We start from the raw sequence: 17,353 nt of genomic DNA on the forward strand, positions 1-17,353 counted from the left end.
TTTCCTCACAATTTTCACAGAGAAGGGAAAGGATGCCTGAGGCTTCCTTTCCCTTACGTTCTTATTGCGCAAGATTGCGGTTAACGGCTTCAAGCACTTCTTCCGCCGTCATGCCGTCCGCATTGATAACAGGCGCTTTCGTTAAAGCATTTGCCATTCCCATCATATTGTTGTCCTGTCCGGAAACGACGCAGCAGTCGCAGTTCGCCATTGTCGATTCGTTCATGTCCATCACCTGGTGACCTTGGCTCTTTAAGTACTGCTTCACATTGCTTAGCGTGTTTTCCACTCCGATTCTCGCCATATCTCTCCCCCCTTTCTTTGCTCTGTTTTATTGTGCATTGATCGCTGGAAAACTATTCTTCTACCGTTACTTTTTGTTTGAACAGTAGGTTTTCAGGGAAAAGACCAGTACAACCAAGAAGGAAACGAGCCTAAAGTGCACTCTTTCCATAACGGAATGGGCTTTTGCTTTTTCCTGCCAGCATTTATCTTGAGTTTTGGGCTCAACATACGCGCTCTTAGCACATAAAGTATATGGTAATTCCATACAAAAACAAAAAGAAGGAGTGTTCAGTCGTGTACCAAAACTTTTATTCCGCCTATCCTTATGCCTACTATCCCTCATATCCCTCATACTCATACCCTTTGTATAACCAGGAGATCCAAACACCGGAAGCTGTAGAAGAAGCTATCGCTGCTCATGAAACAGCAGAGGTTCAACCTGTATCTTATCCTGTACTGGAGCAAACGGAAGAAGCTGTGCAAGAGAAAACCGCTTCAAAAGAAACCGACACATTTACTACCCGCTTCTTGAATTACCTGGTGGAAAGAAAAGGAACGCTGATTTCCGTTACGACATCGACTGATGTCATTAGCGGGACGCTGGAGGATGTTTTTTCGGATTGCGTTTTAATTAAAGCGAAAGACGAGAATTACCATATCCGACCTGAAGGGATTATCTATTTTAAATAGATTTTTTTCAAACGAATGATCGAAAATTTATACAGGAAAGAGGAGGTATGTCTGATGCCTCCTCTTTTATTATTTTTGAAATCTAAATGGAGGTCTTTCCGCTAAGAATCATAAAAACCATCCCTGCGGTTTAAACTAAAGACGTGATTCGTTCTGCCGCAAAGAAAGGTGATTATCCGTGAGAACAAAAACATTCCTGTGTTTTATAAGCACCCTCTTTTTCATTTTTTCTCCCCCTTTGGCCCATGCATTACATCGAGTCAATACGCCGGTGGATGTGCTGATTGATGTAGGGCACGGCGGGGTGGACGGCGGGGCCACATACGGAGAGGTGCTTGAAAAAAACATTACGCTGGAAGTCGCAAAAATACTCTATAAACAATTGTCTATGAAAGGATACAACGTGGTTTTGAACCGCGATGACGATTATGCGTTAAGCGAGGAGAACAACTGGCTGGACAATCCTTCCCGCCACCGGAAAGACCTGGCACAGCGTAAGCATCTTGCTGAAGCGCTGTCCCCTAAAATTATGGTAAGTCTTCATGTAAACACATCCTCAAACGCTGCTATACGGGGGCCTATCGTGCTTTACCAAAAAAACAATCAAAGCTTCATGCTGGCAGACACCGTCCAGCATTCTTTAAATAATCTGTTCAAAACTTCAGAGCTTCCGCTGCTCAGAAAAAACCTTTACCTATTAAATCACTCGATTTGTCCTACAATCCTTATCGAAATGGGGTTTATCAGTCATCATCAGGACCGCGAGTGGATGACTACACCGGCATATCAGACCCGGATTGCCAGCGCCATTGGATCAGCCATTGATACGTACTTTATTTTGCTCAATCAGACATCCAGATCGGAACCGAGTCCAGAAGAAGCTGACTGAAATAAGAAAAACTTGCTTACAAATAGAGCGAAAGCCTCCCGGTGCGGAGAAGCTTTCGCTTTTTTAAGTATTCTGCTCCTTATACAGGGTTAAAATCCATTCTTTTATATCAACCATGCGCGGGTATCGCGGAACATCTGCTGCACCACAGATAATCATCGGGACAAGGGAATCATCTTTATACAGCGAGCCATGCGCGGCTCCACCACGGTGATTCGGTGAACTCTCACCAACAAATTCACAGCCCGGCCTGGCTGTAATGACGAGATATCGTCCTGAATGAGAATACAGAGCACCGTACAAACGGGCAAGCACATCCGGATAATCACCGTATGCAATCGTCTCTTCATCTGTCTGAATATCCAAAAGTGATACATCACCGTCGAGTGTCCAGGTTTGCCGGTAAGCGTCTTGATACGGCCCTTGTGGACGAAACAAAAGCGTATTTTCTTTTCCGCCTCCTCTTACTTGAACCACATCCCCATCCTTCCAGGCAATGATATCAATGCGTTCATCACTCTGAAGTTCTGCAGCGATTTCCGTAAGCGGGAGGCGCTCATCCAGGGCATAAATATAGGCCATTCTCTCATTCACACATACATAAAGCTGGTCTTTTTTCTCGACTTGCTGCCCCAGCTTGGCGATTCTGTATCTGCTAAGCATGGGCAGTAGATGGATAAGCGCCAGACTGCGGCTTGCTCCAACGAAGGTTTGGCCGCTGTCCCCCATTACCACCCAAATCGCACGGCGTATCGCCTCCTCCCACGAGGGATAGGCATCAAGTATCTCCCGCAGTTGTCGGTCCGCTTTTTCAATGCCGCTGACCTCCATCGGACCGTTTCTGTGAACGCTATGGTCATTCTCAGGAAAATAGGCAATCGTAAAAAACGGAAGCTTCTGCTTTTGGATTAAGTATTTCAGTTCCCGGGCGGAAAACCTGTCATTAAACCCGCCTTTTTGCCAAAGATATCGATATCGGTTTCCCGCATACATGCGGGCAAGCGATCCGAAAGAAAACAAAAACGGCCCGTGCGTTCGCAGCTCCTGCGGAAGAAGCTTAAACCATACAGCAAGCTTCGGAATGCTGAATTGCTGAAGAAAACTGCCCCGGTACACCAATCCGTTAACGGAAGCGGACGGAGTTTCATGCAGAGCAAGTTCTTCGTGAATCGTTTTGACCTCTTGGCTTAAGTGCTCATTGTTTAACCGGTACAGGCTGTCCATCAGCGTTTGCTTAATGCCGACTTTCAGAAGTTCCCTCTTTCCGTTTCCGTAGTTTACGATGCGCCCCTCTGCTTCGTGATACCAGAGAAGCCCGGGTACCCTGTGGCGATCCGGATACGTTCCGGTTAGAAGCGTGCTATCGATGGTGACGGACATCGTAGGAAATGAACTGACGACCTCTTGAATGTAGCGGCCATGTTCCATAAAAAAACGTAGGGCTGGTATATGTCCCTGCCGCAGCGCTTCCTCGAGCGGTTTATGCATGAGAGAGTCTATAATCAGGAGAATAACTGGCTGCTGATGCTGTTTCATTCTATGTAACCATCCTTCTTTGGCATAGAAATACCTTTTTACCTAGCATTGGATAAAAAAGAACTTTTTAATCAAAAAATAAAAACGGCTCCGGGAAATGAATGCTTTGGATTTTCCTTCTTTTGAAGTATACTATTCTCAAAAAACTAGGAATCTAATTTGCATTCTTCAACGTCGAAAGTGTAAGCGGGGGAGTATTCATACTTATAGCATATGACTTTGAGAGAGGAGCGAAGCGGGATGAGGAAAGCTGTAATCCGCTTGATGATTTTATTTGTGCTAACGGGGTGTACAAGAGGATCTCTGGCCGCGTCGCCTGCGCCTCCGCTCCCTACTCTTACTACAGTTGACAAGCAAGTGCCTGCGTTTCAGAGCAGCTATTGCTGGAAAAGCGAAGGAAAAAGCTCCTGTGTTGATTTTATTCCCCCGCTTCTCCAGGTAAGAAATGAAAATCCCGTTACGGTTCCTTCGCACGCCACTATAGCGATTCACTTTGATAAAAAGCCCAATCCGGGTACACTGCAGGTAAATGAATGGATCGGTGAGAATAAAACCAGGCCGGTAGTTGTGAAAGATTCCGCTTTCGTCTTGCCTGCCGACAAGGGCATCCATGTCTACTCGTTTTTCGCCGAGTGGGAAGAAGGTTCCGCGTACTACGTATGCAAGGTTTATGTCCAATAGAGATTCGAATGTTAAATATAAACCCTTATTTTCGCTCCAGATTATCGCAATAAATATGCATAGCCTCACGAAGAAATGCTGCTAAGCCCGGTTGGTACTTATCAATGTTTTTCGTAAAACGTGAATCATTCACGTACAAATCGCCTAATCCCCGGAAAATTCCCGGTGTACACTCATAGAAATTGTCCGTAATATACTGGCGGAACTTGCCGACAAGCTGTTGTACTTCTTCATCTGCCGGTCCCTTATGCATTGTTTCAATTACTCTCTTATAGATATTTTCGCCTTTTTCCTGGATTCGTCTCCAATCATCCTCTTTATATGAGGCTGTTTTTTGCATAGATTCCTCATATGCTTTTGTTCCGCCGTATTTTTCTTTCACTTCCTTCGCGTACTTCTTCTGATGCTCCTCATTTTTTTTCATATCAAACGGCTCAAACATATCCTTCTTCGTCATCACTGTTCCTCCTTCAATTGATTGGATGGTTTTTTCCACGGATTGAATAATTCTCTCGAGGCGATGCTTTTTTTCTTCTAATAATTGCTTGTGTGTATAAAGTGCCTTTTTTCGGTCGAAATCCGGATTGTTAAGAATCTCTTTAATTTCTTGTAATGTAAAATCCAGTTCTTTAAAAAAGAGGATTTGCTGGAGCCGGGCCAAATCTTCTTCGCTGTAGAGTCGGTATCCATTCTCTCCGACATTTGTCGGTGTCAAAAGTCCGATGGCATCGTAATGGTGAAGCGTACGCACGCTTATACCCGCAAGCTTAGCTACTTCCTTAACTTTATACATAGTAATCACCTCACTCTTTTACCCTAAACTATAACGTAACGTTATAGTCAATAAAAAAATTATCTTTATTTAGGTCAACACTGAACTCTAAGATTAGCTACTTCATGCATAAAGATAAACGAGTATGCATTATACGATGGAATGGCAGGTGCTTTATTAGAGTGAGAGGCTGGCGGGGGAGTTTTCGGTTTTGGAAAAACCGATATTTGCATGACGATTTCTTCTGAACATGATAAAATATCCTTAACCAGTAATCGTTACCAAAGCATAGACTCGCCCTCTCCGGACCATTGTCCAGAGAGGGCGCTTTTTTGCCACCAAGTAGATTATACATGCAGAAACACTTTGCTGTTCGACACGTTTCCGGCCACCAATTCTTTAAATGCATTCTCTCCTTCATCAAGCGGTCGGATTTCGGACCAGCCCTCCTCGGAGATTTTTCCTCCTACCAAAAGCTGAACGGCATCATGGAAATCCTGCTTCGTATACGCAAAAGAGCCCAGCAGCGTAATTTCACTCCGGATGGCATGATTGATACGAAGGGGTGTTTCGTCGATGCCAAGCCCGATATTCATCACAACACCACCGGCATTAATCAATTCGAGCGCCTCGGTACGGGTAGGTAGAAATCCAGCCGCATCGATAATGACGTCAATTCCTTTTGCACCGGTCACGTCTTTGATGCGTGAACGGATATCTCCCGCCAATGAGTGAAGAGTGAAATCAATGCCTGCCCGCCGTACCGTCTCAAGCCGCCCCTCGTTTACATCCAGCATAATGACTTTGTTTGCGCCGAGAATTTTTGCCACCATTCCGCTTAATAACCCGATGGTTCCTGCCCCATACACCAATACATTGGCAAACGGATGGAAAGCAAGGGCTCTCCGTGCAGCCCGCAGCGAGCAGGCCAACGGCTCGGCGAGCGAGGCAAGATAAGAATTCATGCTTTCCGGCACGACATGCACAGAGGAAGCTGGCGCAGTTACGTACTCGGCAAAGGCACCCGGTCGATGGATACCGATAATTCCTCTGGAATCGCAAAGGTTATCAAGCCTTCTTCGGCACCGGTCGCACGTTCCGCAGCTGAGCAACGGATTGACAACAACCTTGTTTCCTATTGTTAGATGCTCTACCTGCTCACCTGTATCGGCGATTCGTCCGCAAAATTCATGTCCCATAATCAGCGGGGGCTTTCGCAGGCTGTTATGTCCCAGAAAACCTTCAATCTCCGAGCCGCAAATCCCTACTGCTTCCACACGAATGAGGACTTCATCCGGTTTTATGGAAGGCACGTCCCTTTGTTCCATATTCATTGTACTTGGCCCTGTCCATACCAACGTCTTCATTTTTTCACCTCTTTTAATTCATTTACAACGTTCGGCGGCGTTTTTCCGCTCAATGCGGCAACCAAATTTTCCGCGGCCAGCATCGCCATCTCGAAACGGGTTTTGTGTGTCGCCGATCCAATGTGCGGAAGCGTAACCACATTCGCCATCCGCAGGAGCGGATTATCCGGGGAGACAGGCTCTTCATCGAAGACATCCAGCCCGGCCGCCCAAATTTTTTTCTGTGCCAGCGCTTCAATCAATGCCGATTCATCCACCGTTTTGCCGCGGGATACATTAATGAAAATAGCGGAGCGTTTCATCATTGCGAATTGTTCACGGCCCATCATATGCATAGACTCAGCCGTTAAAGGGACCATGAGCACAACAAAATCGGATTTGCGCAGCAGCTCTTCCAGCGGGCAATAGCGGGCGTCCAGCCTTTTTTCCGCTTCCGGTTTGGGCGTGCGGTTATAATAAAGCACGTCCATGTTAAATCCGAAAGCCGCACGCCGGGCAATCGCTTCTCCAATACGCCCCATGCCAATGATGCCGAGTGTCGTACCGTGCACATCGATACCGAAAAACGGTTCATCATCGCCGCTCTCCCATTTTCCTTCTTTTACATACCGGTCCAGCTCAGGCACCCTGCGGGCGGCCGCCAGCATGAGCGCAAACGTGAGGTCGGCTACCGTCTCATCCAGCACGGAAGGCGTGTGGGTTCCGATAACATTATGCGCTTTCATGGCTTCAATATCGAAATTGTTATAGCCGACAGAAATATTGCTGACCACTTTCAGTCTCGGAGCATGTTGCAGCAATTCCTCATCGATTCTCCCACCTACAGTCAGCAAGCCCTCTACATCCGCGAGCTCCTCCAGCAGCCTGCTGCGGGATATCGATCCCCCTCCTTCCCATATTCGATACGTGCAGTGTTCAGCAATATAGGCTTCCACTTCAGTTGGAATTGGTCTTGTGATAAATACAGTCGGTTTCATCTTTCTCTTCCTTTGCTTGGCAATATAGTCGAACTTTCAGTACAAATCTTGCTTTGCCTATTTACTCCTCAATCGGATGCTTGACGATGAACCAGTAGCATAGAGCCGCACCGCCTGCGATAACGCCCCCGCTTATAAAAGCCAAAGAATACGATCCGGTAATATCAACGATCATCCCTGCTACTACCGGAGAGAAAGCGCCTCCAAAATATCCGCCAAAGATGTTGCCGAAGATGCCACCGATCCAGGGAATGCTGGCATGCAGGCCCAGCTCTGTAAGCGAAACATGATGCACTTCCAGGAGATAGAGGGGCAGAAACACAAGGCAAGCCAATGTCGGTTTTGGTAAGCCCTAGCTCTCTCATCATTTCCGGAGCGGCGATGGATAAGTTCGCCCTGTCCAGATAATTGATGATCCCTCCGATTAAAAGCCAAATGACAACCGTCCAGCGAAAATTGTGCTTTGATTCCAACTCTAATACCGTTTTCTCTGTTTCTAACCGTGTACTCATGCCTATCCTCTCTCCTTTCTTCTAAACTAGTTTTATATTATAAAACTAAGTTTTAAATTTATGAAATTCGTTGTTGTCAAAATTAATAATAGTATGATAATTTATTTACTGTCAATCATCTGATGGTTTGGGCAAATATCCCTCTTCTTTTGCCGCTGAAAAAAGAACATCTTTTCTCATGGGTAAACAGATAGAAAATCTTAGGCAAAAAACAGCCCGAATACAATAGTCAGCATTTTTTACAAAGTGTTATTCATTGAAAATGGAGTCTTTTTCACTATAATAAATACTAAAATAACAATTTAAACGGTTATTTTTACCTTATGGTAAAGAAAAATACTAGAGAAAACAAGGGAGAAAGGTGCAGGTATGAGGGTTACAATTCAAACAAAATTACTAATCTCATTTATTTTGTTGGCTATATTAGCGGGAGTTATAGGAGGACTTTCTTATAATCTAACAAGTCAAACAAAGAAAACATACTCTGATTTAATTGACAAAAAAGCAGAAGTTCGATTAAAAGCAAAAAGTATCGAGGCTAATATATTTCAACAAAATAGCAATCTATATAGTTATCTCCTTACACAAAATGAGCAGTTTAAGAATTCCCTAAGCAAATCCAGTAACCAAATTAATCAATTAATCCAAAGTACATTACCATTGCTCACGACTGAAGAAGATAAAAGACTACTTACAGAAATCAAACAACTCAGTGAACCGTACGAAAAAAATATTAATACGACTATTGAATTAGCAGAAAACAGACTCGATCTAGCCCAGAGAAAAGCGATCGAGACCGTAATCCCGCTGGGAAAAATAATAAGCGACACAGCTATTGAATTAGCGGACAGGCAAGAAAAGCTCATGCAAAATGAACGGGAACGAAGTAATGCGATCATTGCTTCTGCTTCCAATATGAATCTTATCTTTAGTATCTTTATTTTCGTTCTGTCCATCGCTATTGGACTATATATCTCCAGATCCATCTCAAAACCGATAAGACAAGTAAATGAAGCTGTAAAAGTTGTTGCGAACGGAGATTTAACACAGACAGAAATTATAGTAAAAAACCGGGATGAGGTTGGGGAACTGGCAGCTTCATTCAATCAAATGAGCCAAAACCTGCGTGAACTTATCCGTGAAGTGGGAACCAGTGCAGAACAAGTCGCTGCTTCTTCTGAGCAGTTGACAGCAAGCGCGGAAGAATCGACGCAGGCTGCCTCTCAAATCTCCGCCGCTATTCAGGAAGTTGCTTTTGGTTCTGAAAATCAATTGCAGGGAACTGAAGAGAGCGCTATCGCAATAGAAGAGGTAACACAAGGCTTGCAAAAGATTGCGCAGTCTTCACAGAGCGTTTCGGAAACCTCTGCAGAAACAGCCAAATCAGCTGAACAGGGCAACAAAGCGATTCAACAAACAATAAATCAAATGAATGAAATACAAAACTCTGTTAACCATTCCGTGGTGAAGGTAAAACTTCTCAATGAACGTTCTATGGAAATTAAAAAGATTATCGATGTAATCACAGATATTTCCTCACAAACTAATCTGCTTGCGTTAAATGCGGCAATCGAAGCGGCAAGAGCCGGTGAGCATGGAAAAGGATTTGCGGTCGTAGCGGACGAAGTACGAAAATTAGCCGAACAATCGAGTGCATCCGCAGACCAAATTATCGAATTAATCAGAGATATTGAAAGCAATCTAAACGAAACGATTGGTGCGATGGATTTGGTAAATAAGAATGTGGAAATCGGGGTAGATGTTGCCGGTGAATCCGGTAAGGCATTTGAAAAAATATTACGTGCCATTGAAGAAGTCGCAAGCCAAATACAAGAAGTTAGCTCTATTTCGGAGCAGTTGTCCGCCAACTCTCAGCAGGTAAACGCTTCCGTTCAATCTATCGCAACGATTGCCAAACAAGTAACATCCAACTCCCAAAATGTAGTCGCTGCTTCCGAAGAACAATCGGCTTCTATGGAAGAGGTTACTGCCTCCGCTTCTTCTCTGGCAAATATGGCTGAGAACCTTCAGCAGACTATAAGCAAGTTTAAGATATAGCTAACTCGTAATACTGTGGCTTTTTAAAAGGCCCCTGGATTGTTTAGTCCAGGAGCCTTTCTTACTTTTAGCTTTTTTAATGAGTTCACCTAAAGACCAATGATTACACATAATTTTGTTCTTTTAACTACAATTTAGGATATAATTTAATTATTATAAAGGCAGGGGTGTTGGAAACAGTGAACTCCATTCTGGCTGTTGCTAAATATCTTACTGAAAATGCAGCATCATTGGCTGCTAACATCGTCAGGGACATTATCCAGAGAATAGAATCCGAAATCCCTAACGATGAAATAGAGCAGGCAATTATCGTTTATACTGAATTCATAGGCTTCTTGGGAAGCTCCATTACTGACAATGACGAGCAAGCACCGGAAGGCCTTATTGCATGGAGTAAAAAGAATGGAGAGCGTGAAGCCTCTCTAAGCGGAAAAATTTCATACATTATCAGTCGCTACCCTGTTACCCGTGTAGTCTATACTGAATATATGACGAAAATCGGGATAGAGCATGACCTTTCCACAGAAGAAGTTGCGTTTTTTATTAAACGGATTAACTACATGCTCGACATAAGCATCAATGAAACCATTCTCGCATTCGAACGTCTTAAAGATAAAATGATTAAAAGGGCTCAAGAAGAGATGAATGAATTATCAGCACCCATTGTCCCCGTGCAAGACAGGCTTGCCATTCTCCCGTTGATTGGTTCAATTGATTCGAACAGAGCTAAATATCTCCTGGAAAAAATCGTTCCCAAAGTTGCTCAACTGGGCATCGAATGTCTTATTATCGATTTTTCCGGGATTGTGATGATTGATACGGCAGTTGCAAACCATATATTTAAAATCCATGAAATTCTTCGTTTGCTTGGAATACATGTAATTGCAACCGGTATGCGTCCTGAATTAGCCCAAACGATTGTTCATGGCGGAATTGACTTTTCATCCATCAAGACCTATGCAACTGTTAAACAAGCAATAGAAAGTATAAAATAATACTGGCATTTATACCCCGATAAAAAAGCAACGTAATAAAAGAAGGATGCAATCATCTTCATGGTCGTTAAACATTTTATACGCGTGGTTTGCATCCTTAAAGGACATTTTATATGTATTTAAAACTTAAATTTAACCGTTAGCTTCTGTAATTCCTCTGCCATTTTTGATAAATTGGTTGCCAATGCTGTAACCTCTTCCATCGAAGCAAGCTGTTCTTCAGCAGATGCAGCAATACTTTGCGAATTTTCAGAGGCTTGCTGGGCAATACTTGTAACATTCTCACCACTTGCTGAAATTTCCTGCACATTAGCTGATATTTGCTGAGCTATACTCGCTAATTCCTCAATTTGTTGTGAAATTTGACCTGTTGAAATGAAGATTTCATTAAATTTTTGCTCTGTTTCATTTGCTATTTCAATGCCTGATTCCACTTCTTCTTTCACTTTCCCCATTGTTTGAATGGATTGTTCCATATCTTTATGGATTTCTTCAATTAGCTTTGAAATGTGACTTGAAGAATGATTGGATTGATCCGCTAGTTTTCTGACCTCTTCTGCCACAACGGAAAATCCGCGACCATGTTCCCCTGCACGAGCGGCCTCTATAGCGGCATTCAACGCTAGCAAGTTAGTTTGAGCGGAAATGTCTGTAATCACTCGTAACATTTCTTCAATTTCTTTTGTCCGTTTATCTAAAAGTTTAATTACAGCATCAGATTCATTTACGGACTTATTAATCGAATTCATTTGTGTAACTGTCTTTTGTACAACAATCCCACCCAATCTAGCTGTTTCTGTAGTATCCACGGAGGATTCAGAAATAGTCGAGAAGCTCTCAGCAATACGCTGCATACCAGCGGATATTTCTTCAAGAGATCTCGTTGTTTTTTGTAATGCAATTTGTTGTTCTTCAGCTCCGCTTGCTGATTCCTGTATGGCAAATGTAATTTGTTCCGTCGCTTTGCTTGTTTGTTCAGCACTTGCAGTTAATTCCTTAGATGAGGTAGCGACCTGCTGAGCAGACAAATTCACTTCACTAATTAAATGCCTCATATTTTCTATCATATTGTTGAAGTCTTTAGCCAATTCACCGACTTCATCTTGCGATTTAATCCTCACTTCTTCAACCGTAAAATCACCTTGTGCTACTCGATTTAGGTTCCCTGCAATGAGCATGATTGGCTTTGTGAAACGTGTGGAAAAATACCATGCAAGGATGGTGCCCAAAATAACAGAGATGACAGCAACAAGTAAAACAAGATATAATACTTGCTTGGCACCGCTGTTGAACTCAGTGAGATACGCTCCTGTACCAACAATCCATCCCCAGTGGGGTTCTAATTCAACATAAGAAACTTTCGTTCCAACTTCATTTGTACCGGGGACTTTCCATTTATAAGTTAAATATCCGCCACCCTTTGTCCCTGTTTCAACAATTGCTTTCCCAATCATTATACCGTCTTCAGTCTTTACATTCGTAAGATCTTGTCCTTCATTGGCCGCATTCATAACCGTCATAGCATCCTTACTTACAGCAAATGGATAGCCCGTTTCACCAACAGTATATTCTTTTTTTAGCGGACGAACCTTTTCCGCATTTTTTTCGCCTAATAATTCTCGTCGAACCTTTTCCTGCGCTTCTTCTAATGTTAGGTTTCCAGCTTCTACTTGTTCATTCATAAGATTAATCATGGCTATGACTAACTTAACATTATGTTTAAGTTCTTCTTTACCAGCTTCATCTAATTTGTTTTTTGTTACTCCATACGTGCTTACTCCAATAAAAATAGTGGGAACTAATAAAATAAATAAACACAGAATGATTAGCTTGGTTCTTAATGATTGTAATTTACTTTTCATTAATGCTCCTCCTTTTATAGTAAAACATACGAATACACCAAATTATCAGATATAACCAAAAATAAAGGCGCCGCTCCTTCAACAAGAGCAGCGTCTTTGTTTTATTTAATCCGCATCTCAATTTTCGCCTGCACTTCTTCCGGAATCTCTCAGAGCATCTGATAAATAAACGTAAGTGATTGTTTGAATTTATTATAGTTGAGGTATTGAAAATTTTTTCTCCTGTGCATCTGTCTTATATTCTTCTAATGGATACGATGGAAAAGAGGGATACCCAAACTCTAAAACATCCTTACAACGGTTACAGAGGACTTTGTCTTTATCCTCCTCCGTTATTTTTTTATGGCATCTTTGACATGTTTGTGATTCTTTCATTTTTTACCAGCCCTTTCTATCAAATCTCTAATTGACACTCCCTCAGCTTTGCGATCCCAAGTGGCCTTAGTCACTCCAAATTGACGTAGTTTCGCTTTTTGGATTTTGTTAGTATCTGTTCGTGGTAACCGATCTATATACTCAATGTAGCGCGGTACCATATAATGAGGTAACAATGTAACCAGATAACGAATCAATTCTTCCGGCTCCAAGCTGGACCCTTGACGTACGACCACATAAATCTTAATGTCGTCATCCGCATCAAATTCCGATGGTACACCGACCGCAGCGGATTCCTCAATAAGCGGATGCGAATTGACCGCCGCCTCTATTTCGGAAGATGAAATATTTTCGGCTCTTCTACGAATTCTATCTTTTGCTCGGTCAACAAAATACAGATACCCGTCCCGGTCAAAGTACGCCATGTCACCTGTATGAAACCAAAGATTTCTCCACGCCTCGACGGTCTTTTCCGGCATTCCGAAGTAACCTTGCATCATCGTCCAGGGATATTTAGGACGGACAACAATTTCTCCGACCTCACCTGCAGGTATTTCCTCATCGGTCAATGGATCAACAATCTTGACTTCATACCAATCTTCCAATACCTTGCCACAAGAACCTACGCGCAAAGGTTCATCATATGGCCTGTAGCACGGACAATTAATCTCGGTCATCCCCCATAATTCAATCCCCTTAACACCAAACCTTTTTTCAAATCCCTTCGCGATCTTTGCGGGAAATGGCGCGGCAAAAACGGCCCGTAGTGGATTATCAGCGTCATTTTCCTGTTCCGGCTGACGGTAGATCATTTCAAGAAAGGGGCCATGCCCTCCGGATATCGTGGCACCGTACTTTCGAACACGCGATAACCATTCTTCGGCATGAAATTTCCGGTCAAGCACCACCTTACACCCGGCCATCATAGCAGCGTAAATCATCATGAATTTCCCGGCCATGTGAAACAATGGCAAAAAGACATGATAGACATCATTTTCTGTTAAGCGAAACCCGTCAAGCGCATTTTTCGCCAACAGATAAATCTGTCCGTGAGGCATCATGACACCTTTGGCCGGACCTGTAGTACCTGATGTATAGATAATAGACGCTGTATCCTTATAAGAAATATCACGCAATTTTAAATCCGTATCGGCAGATTCGACTTCCGAAAAGGGGATCAGACGAATTTTTCGAAATTTCGGCAAACTAGTAACATCAAAACCATCCAGAAAAACAGCCTGTTTCAGGTATTGCAGTTGATCCTCCACTTCCTGGAGTCTTCCTAGAAATTGCGGATCAATGATGATCATAGGAGCGGTTGAATTATTTAAAGCATGAATTAAACTTTGTCCACGGTAGGCGGTGTTAATCGGAACTTCTACAGCCCCTAAAATATTAATGGCAAACCAAGAGTGAACAAATTGAAGCGAGGTCGGGGCCATAATGACAACCTTTTCCCCTTTGTCAATCCCTAACGCTGCCAGTCCGGATGCCAATCTCAAAGATCGTTCATAACATTGGCGATAGGTTTCCTGTTGAAAGTCCTCCATTTGTAGAAATAGGCGATTTGGATGTTTTTCTGCCTGTGCCGCAAGAACCTTCGGTAATACATATTCCGTTTGTTTATCAGCCATTATTTGATCTCCCTTTTGCATAAAATCAATAGAATCGCAACATAACTTAGCTCAACTCAACATACCATAGCGCATGATACGCACCCCATTGTTCATGCCTACCGCCCATGACGGCATGTACCCCTTTTCTTTTAATGCTTTCACCTTTTCCATTGGATGTTTGTCTGTAAAATAGACGAGATGATCAAATTTTAGCTGCACCGTATTCCTCCTCTCGTTTATTTTTATAGAAAGAACTACAAGGATACGTTAATCCCGACATTTAGCTCTAAAGCCTTCTTATAAACACTTTGAGCAACCATTGTATCTAAAAAACCGATACCAACCGATTTATACAAGGTGATTTCTTGATCATGTTCACGCCCGACCTTTTTCCCTGTAATGAGCTCGTCCAGTTCGCCGTAAATGTACTCCGCTTTCCAAACCCCTTTTTTGATCGGTATGAGAAAATCCCCCGTTTCATGCAAAGCACCTTCGAGCGTATCAACGACGATTTTACTGCTTCTTTTTAATGTTGATTCATCGATTTCCTGCATATGAGGTTGATAAGAACCAATGGCATTAACATGGGTTCCGGGTTTCAAATAGTTTCCTTCAAAAATAGGCGTTGTCGACTTCGAGCTGCAAATCACAATATCACTTTGTTCAACAGCCGCATTCGCTTCGTCTACAATAACAATTTCCCCGTCCCAATCGTTATACATGAGGGCCAGTTCTTGTTTCAAACGGTTTGCTCTTTCCATTGTCCGGTTGTATAAAACGATGCGCTCAATATTTCTTACTTCCATGACAGCCTGTAATTGCCCGAGTGACTGTGCGCCACAGCCAAGTACGGCACATACTTTAGAATTTTCGCGTGCCAGAAGTTTAGTGGCAACACCGCTCGACGCCCCGGTTCGCATCACCGTAAGATAACTTGCTTTTAGTAACGCAACATGCTCCCCTGTCACAGCATCTGTTAGCAAAATAACTCCTTGAAGTACATCCTGGCCCTTTTTGGCATTATGCGGAAAAATACTGACCACTTTTACAGCAGTATAATCCACGTCATCAATGTAAGCGGGCATGTATAACGTTTCCGCTCCCCATTTTGAGTGAGGAACCGACGTACGAATTGGGGACACGGTCTTATTTTCAGCATGTAAGCGAAACGCCTGCTCAACGTCTTGTATGCAATCTCTCATTCCATAAATCTTTTTGATCACATCTTCATTTAAAATTAACAAACAGGCACGTCCTTTCTTGAAAAATGAAAAGGAATTGCGAATAGGAGTACATCCTAGTTCGCCATCCCTTTTAGAGTCTATCCTGTTATTATTTTAGAAGCCCCTGTTTCGGAATTTCCCCTCTCAAAATCCAGGTTTTTTGTTTCCCGGACACTGAAAATTGCGATGAGAGAAATCACTCCGATAAGCATGATATAAATTGCGACAGGAACCCATGAATTGTTAAAACTGTTCATCAACGCGGTCGCAATCAGCGGAGCCGTGCCTCCAGCTAATGCTGCTCCGAGCTGATAGCCGACCGTTACACCTGTGTAGCGAACGTTCGTACTAAATATTTCGGAAAACAGCGTCCCAAGTACAGCCGTAACCGGTGCCCACAATATGCCTAACCCGATAATGGTTGCAATCGTTAGCCATAGGGTCGATCCTAACGAAAGTATATAGAAGTACGGAAACATATATAAAATCATTGCAATCATTCCACCGATGAACAGAGGTTTTCGTCCCAGTTTATCAGAAAGAACGCCCATTAATGGTATCGCGATGGTCGAAACCAATGTTCCGATTGTGACGGCATTGAGCACTGAGGTAGTGGAATACCCCTGACCCTTAGCGTAAGTAATAACAAATGTCGAGAAAATGTAAAACGGAGCTGTTTCCCCGGCTTTCGTTCCTACGGCAACCAGCACAGCTTTCCAGTGGTAACGAAACGTGTCAATAAGCGGAACCTTGGCGATGTTTCCAGTCTCTTTTGCTTCTTGAAACGCAGGTGTTTCATCAATTCCATTCCGGATCCATAAACCAAGGAAGACGAGCACAGCACTTAAAATGAATGGAACGCGCCAGCCCCATGCTAAAAATTCGTTTTCAGGTAATTGATTCATGATGGTGATCGATAACGTACCGAGCAGCAGTCCGATTGTAACTCCTGTTTGCGGCACACTCCCGAAAAATCCTTTCCGTCCTTTCGGTGCATACTCGACCGCGAGCAACAAGGCACCGCCCCATTCTCCTCCGATCCCGAGCCCTTGCACAAGCCTTAAAGTAATAAGCAGAATCGGTGCCCAAATACCAATCGTTTCATACGTGGGAAGCAATCCGATTAAAACCGTGGCGCCCCCCATTAATGACAGTGTAAGGACAAGCGTTTTCTTTCGGCCTATTTTATCGCCGATATGACTGAAGATGACTCCGCCTAACGGGCGAATAAAAAACGGAATTGCAAACGATGCATAAGCGAGAAGCAATCCAACTACAGGATCTGTAGACGGAAAAAACATTTTATTGAATACGAGTGCAGCAATCGTTCCATAGAGGAAGAAATCATACCACTCGATTGAGCTTCCTATTAAGCTCGCCACAAGTGCTTTTGTTGACGTCTTTTCTGATTGGTGTTTTGCCATAAATAGAATCCCCCTTTTAGACCACGTTTATAATTTTTTTAAGCAAACAGAAAACAAACCTTACAACGCTTTCTCTAAAATCTCCACCATA

16 protein-coding genes are annotated in these 17,353 nt (G+C 43.2%); 5 read left to right on the plus strand and 11 right to left on the minus strand.

Going from position 1 to position 17,353, the window contains the following annotated elements; genetic code table 11:
- Positions 1 to 61: 61 nt before the first annotated feature.
- Positions 62 to 304 carry a YkuS family protein gene (locus ADA01nite_RS09010; protein ID WP_146809626.1) on the minus strand — a complete coding sequence of 81 codons (243 nt, stop codon included), beginning with the start codon at positions 302 to 304 and terminating at the stop codon, positions 62 to 64.
- A 275-nt stretch (positions 305 to 579) separates the two neighbouring features.
- Between ADA01nite_RS09010 and ADA01nite_RS09015 the strand changes: the two genes are divergently transcribed.
- Complete coding sequence (locus ADA01nite_RS09015) at positions 580 to 975, plus strand: DUF2642 domain-containing protein (RefSeq protein WP_170230210.1); 396 nt, start codon at positions 580 to 582, stop codon at positions 973 to 975.
- Positions 976 to 1,153: 178 nt separating this feature from the next.
- The gene (locus ADA01nite_RS09020) at positions 1,154 to 1,864 is read left to right on the plus strand and encodes an N-acetylmuramoyl-L-alanine amidase family protein (protein WP_146809628.1); all 711 of its coding nucleotides are present in this window, start codon (positions 1,154 to 1,156) and stop codon (positions 1,862 to 1,864) included.
- 63 nt (positions 1,865 to 1,927) lie between these two features.
- Here the strand turns inward: ADA01nite_RS09020 and ADA01nite_RS09025 are convergent, their stop codons facing one another.
- On the minus strand, positions 1,928 to 3,400 hold the full coding sequence (locus ADA01nite_RS09025; RefSeq protein WP_146809629.1) for an alkaline phosphatase family protein: 1,473 nt from the start codon (positions 3,398 to 3,400) through the stop codon (positions 1,928 to 1,930).
- A gap of 240 nt (positions 3,401 to 3,640) precedes the next feature.
- Between ADA01nite_RS09025 and ADA01nite_RS09030 the strand changes: the two genes are divergently transcribed.
- Positions 3,641 to 4,081, plus strand: coding sequence for a hypothetical protein (locus tag ADA01nite_RS09030; RefSeq protein WP_146809630.1), 441 nt, complete (start codon positions 3,641 to 3,643; stop codon positions 4,079 to 4,081).
- Positions 4,082 to 4,106: 25 nt separating this feature from the next.
- Here ADA01nite_RS09030 and ADA01nite_RS09035 read toward each other — a convergent pair whose 3' ends face one another.
- The 4 genes from ADA01nite_RS09035 to ADA01nite_RS09050 form a co-directional block, all read right to left on the minus strand.
- Positions 4,107 to 4,874, minus strand: a complete 768-nt coding sequence (locus ADA01nite_RS09035) for a MerR family transcriptional regulator (protein ID WP_146809631.1) — start codon at positions 4,872 to 4,874, stop codon at positions 4,107 to 4,109.
- 326 nt (positions 4,875 to 5,200) lie between these two features.
- A complete protein-coding gene (locus tag ADA01nite_RS09040; protein ID WP_146809632.1) occupies positions 5,201 to 6,220 on the minus strand; it encodes a zinc-dependent alcohol dehydrogenase in 1,020 nt (339 codons plus the stop codon).
- Positions 6,217 to 7,197 carry a 2-hydroxyacid dehydrogenase gene (locus tag ADA01nite_RS09045; protein ID WP_146809633.1) on the minus strand — a complete coding sequence of 327 codons (981 nt, stop codon included), beginning with the start codon at positions 7,195 to 7,197 and terminating at the stop codon, positions 6,217 to 6,219. Before ADA01nite_RS09045 ends, ADA01nite_RS09040 begins: the two co-directional genes overlap by 4 nt.
- Positions 7,198 to 7,258: 61 nt before the next feature.
- Positions 7,259 to 7,531, minus strand: coding sequence for a hypothetical protein (locus ADA01nite_RS09050; protein ID WP_218029545.1), 273 nt, complete (start codon positions 7,529 to 7,531; stop codon positions 7,259 to 7,261).
- 547 nt (positions 7,532 to 8,078) lie between these two features.
- Between ADA01nite_RS09050 and ADA01nite_RS09055 the strand changes: the two genes are divergently transcribed.
- Together ADA01nite_RS09055 and ADA01nite_RS09060 are read left to right on the plus strand one after the other, a co-directional pair.
- On the plus strand, positions 8,079 to 9,767 hold the full coding sequence (locus ADA01nite_RS09055) for a methyl-accepting chemotaxis protein (RefSeq protein ID WP_146809634.1): 1,689 nt from the start codon (positions 8,079 to 8,081) through the stop codon (positions 9,765 to 9,767).
- Positions 9,768 to 9,946: 179 nt separating this feature from the next.
- Entirely contained in the window at positions 9,947 to 10,762 is an 816-nt protein-coding gene (locus ADA01nite_RS09060; RefSeq protein ID WP_146809635.1) for an STAS domain-containing protein, read from the plus strand.
- Positions 10,763 to 10,881: 119 nt separating this feature from the next.
- Here ADA01nite_RS09060 and ADA01nite_RS09065 read toward each other — a convergent pair whose 3' ends face one another.
- From ADA01nite_RS09065 to ADA01nite_RS09080, 5 genes are all read right to left on the minus strand, one after another.
- Entirely contained in the window at positions 10,882 to 12,624 is a 1,743-nt protein-coding gene (locus tag ADA01nite_RS09065; RefSeq protein WP_146809636.1) for a methyl-accepting chemotaxis protein, read from the minus strand.
- Between the two features lie 371 nt (positions 12,625 to 12,995).
- Complete coding sequence (locus tag ADA01nite_RS09070) at positions 12,996 to 14,633, minus strand: AMP-binding protein (protein ID WP_146809637.1); 1,638 nt, start codon at positions 14,631 to 14,633, stop codon at positions 12,996 to 12,998.
- 51 nt (positions 14,634 to 14,684) lie between these two features.
- A complete protein-coding gene (locus ADA01nite_RS22000; protein ID WP_170230211.1) occupies positions 14,685 to 14,834 on the minus strand; it encodes a hypothetical protein in 150 nt (49 codons plus the stop codon).
- A gap of 35 nt (positions 14,835 to 14,869) precedes the next feature.
- Complete coding sequence (locus tag ADA01nite_RS09075; RefSeq protein WP_146809638.1) at positions 14,870 to 15,859, minus strand: ornithine cyclodeaminase family protein; 990 nt, start codon at positions 15,857 to 15,859, stop codon at positions 14,870 to 14,872.
- A 77-nt stretch (positions 15,860 to 15,936) separates the two neighbouring features.
- A complete protein-coding gene (locus ADA01nite_RS09080) occupies positions 15,937 to 17,262 on the minus strand; it encodes an MFS transporter (RefSeq protein ID WP_146809639.1) in 1,326 nt (441 codons plus the stop codon).
- Positions 17,263 to 17,353 lie beyond the last annotated feature (91 nt).

Source organism: Aneurinibacillus danicus, assembly GCF_007991215.1.
GTDB lineage: Bacteria > Bacillota > Bacilli > Aneurinibacillales > Aneurinibacillaceae > Aneurinibacillus > Aneurinibacillus danicus.

What these genes read in the sequence shown, in the direction of transcription:
- ADA01nite_RS09010 (WP_146809626.1), bottom strand. Translation starts at nt 304, where the DNA reads ATGGCGAGAATCGGAGTGGAAAACACGCTAAGCAATGTGAAGCAGTAC.
- ADA01nite_RS09025 (WP_146809629.1), bottom strand. Translation starts at nt 3,400, where the DNA reads ATGAAACAGCATCAGCAGCCAGTTATTCTCCTGATTATAGACTCTCTC.
- ADA01nite_RS09030 (WP_146809630.1), top strand. Translation starts at nt 3,641, where the DNA reads ATGAGGAAAGCTGTAATCCGCTTGATGATTTTATTTGTGCTAACGGGG.
- ADA01nite_RS09035 (WP_146809631.1), bottom strand. Translation starts at nt 4,874, where the DNA reads ATGTATAAAGTTAAGGAAGTAGCTAAGCTTGCGGGTATAAGCGTGCGT.
- ADA01nite_RS09040 (WP_146809632.1), bottom strand. Translation starts at nt 6,220, where the DNA reads ATGAAGACGTTGGTATGGACAGGGCCAAGTACAATGAATATGGAACAA.
- ADA01nite_RS09045 (WP_146809633.1), bottom strand. Translation starts at nt 7,197, where the DNA reads ATGAAACCGACTGTATTTATCACAAGACCAATTCCAACTGAAGTGGAA.
- ADA01nite_RS09055 (WP_146809634.1), top strand. Translation starts at nt 8,079, where the DNA reads ATGAGGGTTACAATTCAAACAAAATTACTAATCTCATTTATTTTGTTG.
- ADA01nite_RS09065 (WP_146809636.1), bottom strand. Translation starts at nt 12,624, where the DNA reads ATGAAAAGTAAATTACAATCATTAAGAACCAAGCTAATCATTCTGTGT.
- ADA01nite_RS09070 (WP_146809637.1), bottom strand. Translation starts at nt 14,633, where the DNA reads ATGGCTGATAAACAAACGGAATATGTATTACCGAAGGTTCTTGCGGCA.
- ADA01nite_RS09080 (WP_146809639.1), bottom strand. Translation starts at nt 17,262, where the DNA reads ATGGCAAAACACCAATCAGAAAAGACGTCAACAAAAGCACTTGTGGCG.